7 protein-coding genes are annotated in these 8937 nt (G+C 58.5%); 6 read left to right on the plus strand and 1 reads right to left on the minus strand.

Annotated features, from left to right (window positions below; genetic code table 11):
- Positions 1 to 233: 233 nt before the first annotated feature.
- The gene (locus G3480_RS23750) at positions 234 to 515 is read right to left on the minus strand and encodes a BrnA antitoxin family protein (RefSeq protein WP_164656714.1); all 282 of its coding nucleotides are present in this window, start codon (positions 513 to 515) and stop codon (positions 234 to 236) included.
- A 744-nt stretch (positions 516 to 1259) separates the two neighbouring features.
- Between G3480_RS23750 and G3480_RS23755 the strand changes: the two genes are divergently transcribed.
- The 6 genes from G3480_RS23755 (at position 1260) to G3480_RS23780 (ending at position 8260) form a co-directional block, all read left to right on the plus strand.
- Positions 1260 to 1856 carry a GspH/FimT family pseudopilin gene (locus G3480_RS23755; protein WP_164656715.1) on the plus strand — a complete coding sequence of 199 codons (597 nt, stop codon included), beginning with the start codon at positions 1260 to 1262 and terminating at the stop codon, positions 1854 to 1856.
- Positions 1853 to 2320: a type IV pilus modification protein PilV gene (gene pilV, locus G3480_RS23760; protein WP_164656716.1), complete on the plus strand. Its 468-nt coding sequence runs from the start codon at positions 1853 to 1855 to the stop codon at positions 2318 to 2320. Before G3480_RS23755 ends, pilV begins: the two co-directional genes overlap by 4 nt.
- Positions 2320 to 3384 (plus strand): PilW family protein, encoded by a 1065-nt coding sequence (locus G3480_RS23765; protein ID WP_240906019.1) that lies wholly within the window; start codon positions 2320 to 2322, stop codon positions 3382 to 3384. The genes pilV and G3480_RS23765 overlap by 1 nt, the downstream gene beginning before the upstream one ends.
- Positions 3381 to 3917 carry a pilus assembly PilX family protein gene (locus tag G3480_RS23770; RefSeq protein ID WP_164656718.1) on the plus strand — a complete coding sequence of 179 codons (537 nt, stop codon included), beginning with the start codon at positions 3381 to 3383 and terminating at the stop codon, positions 3915 to 3917. Before G3480_RS23765 ends, G3480_RS23770 begins: the two co-directional genes overlap by 4 nt.
- A 122-nt stretch (positions 3918 to 4039) precedes the next feature.
- On the plus strand, positions 4040 to 7624 hold the full coding sequence (locus G3480_RS23775; RefSeq protein ID WP_164656719.1) for a pilus assembly protein: 3585 nt from the start codon (positions 4040 to 4042) through the stop codon (positions 7622 to 7624).
- Between the two features lie 186 nt (positions 7625 to 7810).
- Positions 7811 to 8260, plus strand: a complete 450-nt coding sequence (locus tag G3480_RS23780) for a type IV pilin protein (RefSeq protein WP_164656720.1) — start codon at positions 7811 to 7813, stop codon at positions 8258 to 8260.
- Positions 8261 to 8937: the final 677 nt, after the last annotated feature.

The following is an 8937-nucleotide window of genomic DNA, read 5'->3' on the forward strand; positions in this document are numbered from 1 at the left end:
CCCCCCCCCCGCCCCGCGCAAACAACTGGCGGCCCATTAAAAACCCCCGGGGCCCCCGCCCCCCCGCGCCCCCCGCCCCCCCGCGGGGGGGGGGCGCCGCTCCAGCCGGTTGATGGTGAGGACATGAGCTCCACTCCGCACCGTCAACCAGTCATCGCTCGACATCCGCCGTCAATCCATTCCGTGCCCGAGGGCGTTCATTCAACCTCAACGCGAGCAGCCGCCGCACAGCCTCAGTGGCGCGCATTGACATAGTCGCCCAGCACCGCATCAATGCGCGTCTGCCAGCCGGGGCCAATGGCCTTGAAGTGTGTCAGCACCTCCGGCGAAAGGCGGATGGAGATGGCCTGTTTCGCCACCTCAGCCTTGGGACGGCCGAGCGGGCGGAGCTGGGCCATCTCCTCATCGGACAATTCGCGCGTGTCTGGATCGGCGACGATGCCTTCACGAATCCGCGCTTCTTCTTCCGAACTCGGCAGATCGAAAACCCGACCTGATTTAGATGTTACCGGCATAGTCTCGAACCTCTCTCGGGGTGGCCTTGCGCAAGCTGAGATTCGATACACCTCGTCCGCTTGCGCGAACACGGCGCAGTAAAGCACGCGACCCATATTATCCGACCCGAGAAGTCCGTATCCTTCGACACGATGATCATCTTGCGCTCGCGGGCGGACTCGATCGTCCTTTGGCCCAACCGCCCCACGTCGCTTTGCCTGAAGGATGCGCGGTGTCTACTCAGCCAACTGGGCGGCCCGACGATCAAGCCCGCTGGATTACAAGACCTCCCCCGGGACCCCGGTGACCCAGACAGTTCGCGATTGCCGAAGACGCGATCTGCGAGTCGCCCTCCGAGCAACCGACGAGAAGCTAAACTGTGGCGAGCAGCTAAACTGTGAAGAGTTCCACATCCCCTGTCGGCTTAACTGGCTAGGCTCTTCCATAGGGCGTCGACGACATCCCGGTGGATTCATCGATCGTCCTCCTTATCAAGGATCCGGACCGCGCGATTTCAAACACGCTATGGTAACGGCCGACGAAGTCGAGCGACGGCGAGACTGCAGCCGCATCACCTTAAGCACCTAAGGAACCCGCTCTGGACAGAGAGCATACCTGCCTGCAGCGGAGAACGCTCGGCGAAGGGGATTCCATGGACTCTTTCGACGCACCAAGCCAAGCTAACCGAGTGCTGTGCAAAGCAGCGTCGACGACTATTAACCTCCTGCGTGCGGAACAAGACTAACCCGCAACGGACGCCAACAATGAGAACCCACTTCTTGACTTATTGGTCAAAGCGCGCATCCAGGCGAAACGCCGCCCGGCAGTGCCAAGCCGGTGTGACACTGATCGAATTGATCATGACGCTTGCCATCGGCGCCATTCTCCTCAGTGTCGCTGTGCCCTCGTTCCATTCCATAGTGGCGACGAATCGAATTGCTGGCGTTACCAATGAATTCAGCGCTGCGCTGCATTTAGCTCGCTCGGAGGCCGTAACCCGGGGATTAAGGGTCACAGTATGTAAGTCCGCAGATACCACCGTTGCATCACCAAGTTGCTCTACCAGTGCCAATTGGCAAGACGGTTGGTTGGTATTCGTCGACGGCGTGGGTGGCGGCACAGAAGGCCAGTTCGATGGCAGCGATATTCGCTTGAAAGTAGCTCAAGCCCTCGGCGGTGATGCCACCATCACTGGAGATGGAGGTTTCACCAACTTTCTCACCTATCTTCCTTCCGGCGTGAGTCGGGGAAGCGACGGGCTTCCCGACGGTTCGTTCCAATTCGACGCCGGCACAGAGCAGCGCTGCCTGGAATTGAATATGACCGGACGTGCCCGCGTCGCCGACGGAGCCTGCCCATGAGCATTCGTGCTGACAGGCAGGGACCTTCTCTGCAGCTTGGCTTCACCTTGATAGAAGCACTCGTTGCAGCAGTGGTTCTGTCCGTTGGACTCTTGGGATTGGGCGGACTGCTAGGAATCTCGGTCAGGATGAACCAAGGCGCCCTGCTGCGCACACAGGCCACGAATCTTGCCTATGAGATCACCGACGCCATGCGCGCCAACCGCGCCAATGCGGCAGCCTATGCAGGCAATTATACGACCGCCTGCTCAGTGAGCTACGCCCGGACCGGATCCGTCATCGCGACGGCTGACGTAAACGAATGGAATAACCGTCTAGCATGCCTTCTGCCACAAGGAAATGGGGCAGTTGCCGTGACCACGAGCGGCAGTCGCATTACCGTCACTGTTACAGTTACCTGGAATGAGCAAGTCAGGTTTGGCGGAAATGCGGCTGAGTCGTTTATTTTCACGACTGAACTATGATGTCTACTTTAAGCCCACGACAGACGCAATCAATTACGCGAGAATCTCAAGTCGGTTTCTCGCTTGTTGAGCTTATGGTCGCCATAACGGTAGGCCTTTTCCTCACAGCCGGCCTCCTTCAGATCTATCTCGGATCCAAGCAGAGCTATCGTGTTACCGACGCCATCTCGCGCCTTCAGGAAAACGGGAGATTCGCGCTCGAGTATTTGGCACGCGACATCAGGCAGGCTGGCTTTAAGAGTCTCTGCGTCAACGAGATTGACAAATCCAATTTACTCGATGAGACGTCCTCAAGCTATACCGCCGACCGTTTTGACCTAAGGCGAGCCGTGATGGGCTGGAACGGCACCAAGGGAGATGACCCCGATGTTGGAAACGGACAGATGGCATCCTACGAGGCAGGGACCGACGTCATCATGTTCAAGCACGCTGCGGAGCTGTCTGGCCTCACGGTGTCCGGCACAACTTCCGACACCTCGGAAACGATCAGCCTAGCTGGACCGAACGGACTCAACAACGCGATCCTGGTGATCGCGGACGACGCCAACGATTGCTACGTCTGCTGCGACGTGTTTCAGAACCGCGCCGCAGACACGGCAAGCAACCTTTCACGCGCCGCATCCGGCACACCCGGCAACAAAGACCCTGCAGCAACCAACCTGAGCCACAGCTATGGAACCGACATGGAAATCCGCCTGCTGCGAAGTCGCATGTACTTCATCGCTACTGGCGCAAACGGTCTGCCAGCCCTATGGGAACGCCGCTTCGACGAAGGCGCCCCCAGTCCACCGGATGAGCAGGAGCTGGTTGGAGGGGTCTTCGACATGCAGATCACCTACCTGGTCAGCGGAGGAAACTATGTCGATGCAAGCGCCGTCTCCAACTGGAACGACGTGCTTGCCGTCAAGTTGAATTTGCTCTTGGGAAGCAACGAGAACAACCTCGTCGAGCAGCCCATGTCGTTGCCTTTCATCCTGAATGACGGGACTGCTTTCACCGCAACGGACAGGCGCATCTATCAGACATTCAACACGACTGTAGGACTGCGGAACCGACTGCCATGAAGACATACGAGACTCCTCGTCCGCAACCGAGCCGTCGGCGCCAAGAGGGCGTGGTCTTGGTGATCGGATTGATCATCCTTCTGGTCATGACGATCATTGGGATGACCGCCATCCAGACCACGAGCCTGGATGAGCACATGGCAGGCAATGTTCGCGCTCGCAACGTCGCCTTCCAGGGCGCAGAAGCGGCGCTCCGCGCCGGAGAGAGCTGGATCAACGCAACCTCCAACCAGGCTGCGGCAACGGCCAGTACGAACATCGCAAATCCCGCACAGTGGGACGGAACCTCCAGCCCAGCGCGCACTGGATTCTTGAGCGTATCCACGTGGCCGGCAGACAGTCGCCCAGCCTATTCCGACTTTGCCAGCGATGGACCCTCTTATCACGTCGGCCCGCCCTACGAAGTTAGCCCAGGCGGGATCGAGTGGGGCACGGCGCCAACCGAACCACGTGAGATCTATGTCGTCACCGCGCTAAGCCGGGGCGCGACGGACACGGCCATCGTTATCCTGCAAACCATGTACGAGCCTTGATCACAAAGGGACGCAGGCGGCCCATCTCAACTCCAGGCCAGCCTGGACATCGGCGCACTCATTCGATACTCAACTCCCCCACAAACTCAACGAAGAGGCGTGCTCCGCCCGGAGGCAAGACCATGTCCGCATCAAACCCGATCAAGCGACGCTTCAGCATCAGCGAGTTGCTCACGGGCACAGTCCTCGCTTTGGTCCTCGCGATACCAGCGGTTGCTGGTGTCGACATCAGCAACAAGCCGCTCTTTATCGTTCCTCAAGTAACTCCCTCGCTAACCTTGGCAATGGACGACTCTGGATCCATGGATTCAGAGGTGCTCATGAAGAGCAATGATGGCGCACTCTGGTGGAACACCGGCGATCAGTCTTTTACAGGACGCAACCAAGCCGACGCAGTTGAGTCTGGAGTGATCAACTTCAATAGCGCAGGAGGAGCCAACGGTACCTGGAAAAAATTCGTCTATCTCTTCCCTAATGGCACAGGACAAACAAGCGGCAGACGCAACTATGGCGACAGCACCAACGATCACTATGCCATCCCGCCCATCGGCGCCTTCGCTTTCGCCCGATCGCCCAGTTTCAATATGATGTATTTCGATCCAGCGACGACCTATGAGCCATGGCCGAGCTTAGGTGGCTACACATTTGGCGACTCTGACCCAACGGCGGCCAAGACCGACCCCACACGGGGAAGTGAAACCATCGATCTAACTAACCAGATTGAGTCAACGGAATCCAATCACGTCTTCAAGATGTATCCCGGCATGACAATACCTGCAGGAGTGCGCTATCGCGACTGGAGTGATTCCAACTGGAAAACGGCGGCAACGGATCGAGCTCTGGATCAAGAGCGAGACGTACCCGTTTCTTACTATCCAGCAACCTTTTATCTACTGGAAACGACACCCCTACCCGCGGGATTCGGGTATCAGTCGAGCAAGACCATCGGCGGCGCGAACGCCGTTATAGACGGTGTCGCACCAGACGGCTCGGCAATGATCCGCTATGAGATCAAGCCCGAGAACTTCGACACAACGGCGGCCTATGATGCAGCCATCAAAAACTTCGCTAATTGGTTCACCTATTATCATAAGCGTCACATAGCGACCCGCGGAGCGATCGGCCAAGCATTCGAGGATGTTTACGGTTTTCGCATCGGGAGCTACCGGATCAACGACCGCCCCAGCCCCGCGACGGATCTAGATTATTTAGACCTCTCGGATGCGACCAACCGAGATGATTTCTTCGAAAGGGTTTACAAAAACTTTCTTGGGGGAGGCGGCACTCCGAATCGCCTAGCCGTACACGCGATGACAGATCAGCTAGAGAGAACGGATTCGGGCGCACCCATCCAAGAAAAGTGCCAGATGAACTTCGGCGTCCTCTTCACGGACGGCTATTCCAATCCGGACAACACCGGCGTCGGGAATCGCGATGACGCACTCGGCTCGCCCTTCGCGGATACGGTCTCCAACACAATGGGCGACATTGCAGCAGCACTTTACCTGGATAATCCCCGGAATGACCTGGACACAGGATACGTCCCCGTTCCGCTTAGGTGCAGCCTTTCACCGCAACCCTTAGATGCCGACTGCAACTCCAACCTACACGCGAATCTCTTCGCCGTCACCATGGGTGCACCTGGCACGATTTTTAATGTCGACATTTCAGCCACCGACGATCCCTACTCGAATCCACCGACTTGGCCAACAAATCTTCCGCAGCGCAGTCCGGTGCAAGTCGATGATCTCTGGCATGCTACCCTCAATAGTCGCGGAACACTGTTGAGCGTCGAGGTTCCATCGGAGCTTGGCGCTCGCTTTGGCGAGGTCTTGGCCGAAATCGGCGCTCGCCTGGAAACGTCCTCAAGCGCAGCGGCCACCAGCTCAGCCGTCCTCCGAAGCAGCACCTTGGTGTATACCGCCGGCTTTCGCAGCGAAGACTGGTCTGGCACCTTTACAGCCCACTATGTGACCGCCGATGAGAAACGTGGCGCCCTGGCCTGGGATGCCGAGGCCCAGCTCGGGAGCCGCCTACCGTCCAGTCGCAAGATCTTCACCCGTGCCGCCGATAGCGCTGGCTCCGGGGGTGGTGTCGAATTCGCTTGGGCCAATCTCACCGCAACCCAGCAGACAGCCCTGAATCATGATTCGAGCAGTAGCCTCGACTCGCTCGGCAGCGATCGAGTCGACTGGCTCCGCGGCGACCAAAACGCAAACGCCGCGTTTAGGGATCGGCAGGGAAGGTTGCTCGGCGACATCATAAACTCTGACCCTCAATATCGAGACGGCGTCCTCTATGTCGGCGCCAACGACGGCATGCTGCATGCTTTCGACGGTGACACTGGAAGCGAGATCTTCGCTTTCATTCCAAGCGAACTCCTGCTGCCTGAGCCGAGCAGTAGTCATGCACCTCTCAGCCGTTTGACTGATCCGGACTATGTTCATCAATATCTCATGGATGGCTCCATAGCCGTCATGACGGCCTCTTTTAGCAGCCCGGACAAGGAGATTCTAGTCGCCAATCTCGGAGCCGGCGGGCGCTCCGTCTTTGCGCTCGATGTAACCGACCCTGTGAACTTCACTGCCTCCAAAGTGCTTTGGGAATTCAGCGATGCTGACCTAGGCTACAGCATCGGCCAACCGCTGATCGGTCAGCTCAATAATGGCACCTGGGTGACAGTCTTCGGCAATGGCTACAACAGTGATAACGAGCGCGCTTTTCTCTATGTCGTCAATCTCGAGACAGGAGCCCTGATCCAGAAACTCGATACCGGTATCGGCAGTTCCGCCTCACCAAATGGCCTCGCCGCCCCGATCGGCACACATTGGCCAGCGCTGAATAACAAGGCCCAACGCATTTATGCCGGCGATCTCCTCGGAAATCTCTGGCGATTCGATGTCGCCGATACCGTTTCCTCGAACTGGTCGGCCGGACTGTTGTTCACAGCGACGGACGACTCCGACAACCCGCAGCCTATTACAGCGCGCCCTGCTGTCGGCAAGCTAGCAGACGTCGAGGACTACGCCGTAGTGACCTTCGGCACGGGTAGCTACCTGCGCACGTCCGATACGACGGATGACAGCATTCAGTCCCTCTACGGCATCTTCGACCTAGAGGACGGCTCGCTTCCAAGTCCCGCGCTCGACCGCGATGACCTGCTGGAACAGACCATTGTCCTACAAGAGGTCAAGTCCTTCGGAAGCTACGCTCACCGTGTACGAGTCCTCTCGAACAATGAGCTCGATACGAACAATCCGGAACATGGTTGGTATATCGACCTCGATCAGGCCGATACGGGCGAGCTGGGCGAGCGAGTCATCAGCAGCCCCTCAATCGCCTACAGTGGCAGCTTGGTCCGAGCCCGTTTCAGCACGTTGATACCCGATGACGATATCTGTGGAACTGGCCGCAACGGATATCTTATGGACTTCGACTTAGCAACTGGTGGACGCACAGCGAGCGCCGTCCTCGATCTCGACTTCAACGGCGCATTTGACGAGGACGATCGCACTCAGTTGGACGACGGCACTTGGGCCAACGTCAGTGGCCTCAACTACGGCCAGGGCGAGGAGATCATTACGATCGAAGTGCCGAACTCGCCTTATGAGCTGTTGGTTCCTGGCGGCGATCACACGGAACGTTACGCCAGAGGATTGAAGAGCGGCGCCTCTGCTGGTCGGCAAGGTTGGCGTCAGCTGCGCTGAAGCATCTGGCGGAGCGCTTCTTAATCAGGGCTATCGGAGCAGCGAGCACCTCCGCGACCGCAGTTCTCCCCTCGCTCGCTGCTCTATGAGAGAGCGAAGGGAGCGCACAAAAAGCGTTCAAATGCATATTGCGCTTACGCGAATCTTACGAGCCACATCGAGACCATTCGACAGGATCCCATCTCTATGCAAGCACCTCAATTTGCGGGCCGCGGCTTCACCCTGATCGAGCTGATGATCACGGTCGCCATTGTCGGCATCCTTGCCGCGATCGCCTACCCCTCCTACCAAAACTCGATACGTAGCTCCTGGCGCTCGAATGCCGCAGGATGTCTGTCAGATCTAGCCCAGAGCATGGAGCGCCGTTACACCGCTTCTACCCCAATGAGCTACACATTTGCCGACGCAGCCGCCCAGACAGCCTTCCTAAATGGACGCGCCTGCACGCAGGAGGGCAGTATGCCCCAGCGTTACGCGTTTGCCTTTTCGGCAGCACCAACAGTAAACGCCTTTAGCTTGCAGGCCACTCCGGTCGCAGGCGGACCACAAGCAGCCGACACATGCGGAACCCTCACGCTAAATGAGATGGGGCAAAAAGGCGCAGACAGTGCCGTCAGCACCTGCTGGAAACGCTGAGGCATCAAACCCATCCGGACGGGGCATTCGCCCCGCCCGCAACCTTTGATCGTCCCATCAAGACCAGCGCCATCACCACCCGGGAGCGCCCCAAACATTCGGGTCGGGGTGAATACCCCGCCCCGCTTGCAGGAGCACGAGCATGCCCTCCTAGGTCATGAGCTTCGAGCGTCTTGCGGAAGAGCGTGGGAAGCGAATGCGTTATTGCTGCTGATGCAGGCGAAATTCGGTCCGCCGACGCCTGATGTGCAAGCCCGGCTCCAGAGTGCCGATTCCGAGCAACTGGAGCGCCTCCGAGCGGGACGAGGTATGCACCCCGTCCCACACGTTTCACGCACCACAGACTGTCGACATGATCCAAACCTTGTAGAAGGGCGTAAAGCTCGTCCGGCCTCAGCCATCTGTCTTCTGGCGCTATTTAGAGAAAGTGTCCATCAATTGTTTCCTGATGCGAGCGATGACGCCTGCCGCCCGAAATCCCCCCTAGCCCCCCTTTGCGAAAAGGGGGGGGGGAAAGTGACCTGTGACCATCACCGACGACCCGATCAGAATGTGATCAACCTCGTCAGGCAAAACACCGTGGGAGCGGCGCCCCCCCCCGGCCCCGCGTACCTAGCGGGGGGGGGCCCCGCCCCCCGGCCCCGCGGGTGGGAGGGCCCGAGATAGCGGGGTTTAGG

The sequence above is a fragment of the Thiorhodococcus mannitoliphagus genome (assembly GCF_010915725.1).
GTDB classification, from domain to species: Bacteria; Pseudomonadota; Gammaproteobacteria; order Chromatiales; family Chromatiaceae; genus Thiorhodococcus; species Thiorhodococcus mannitoliphagus.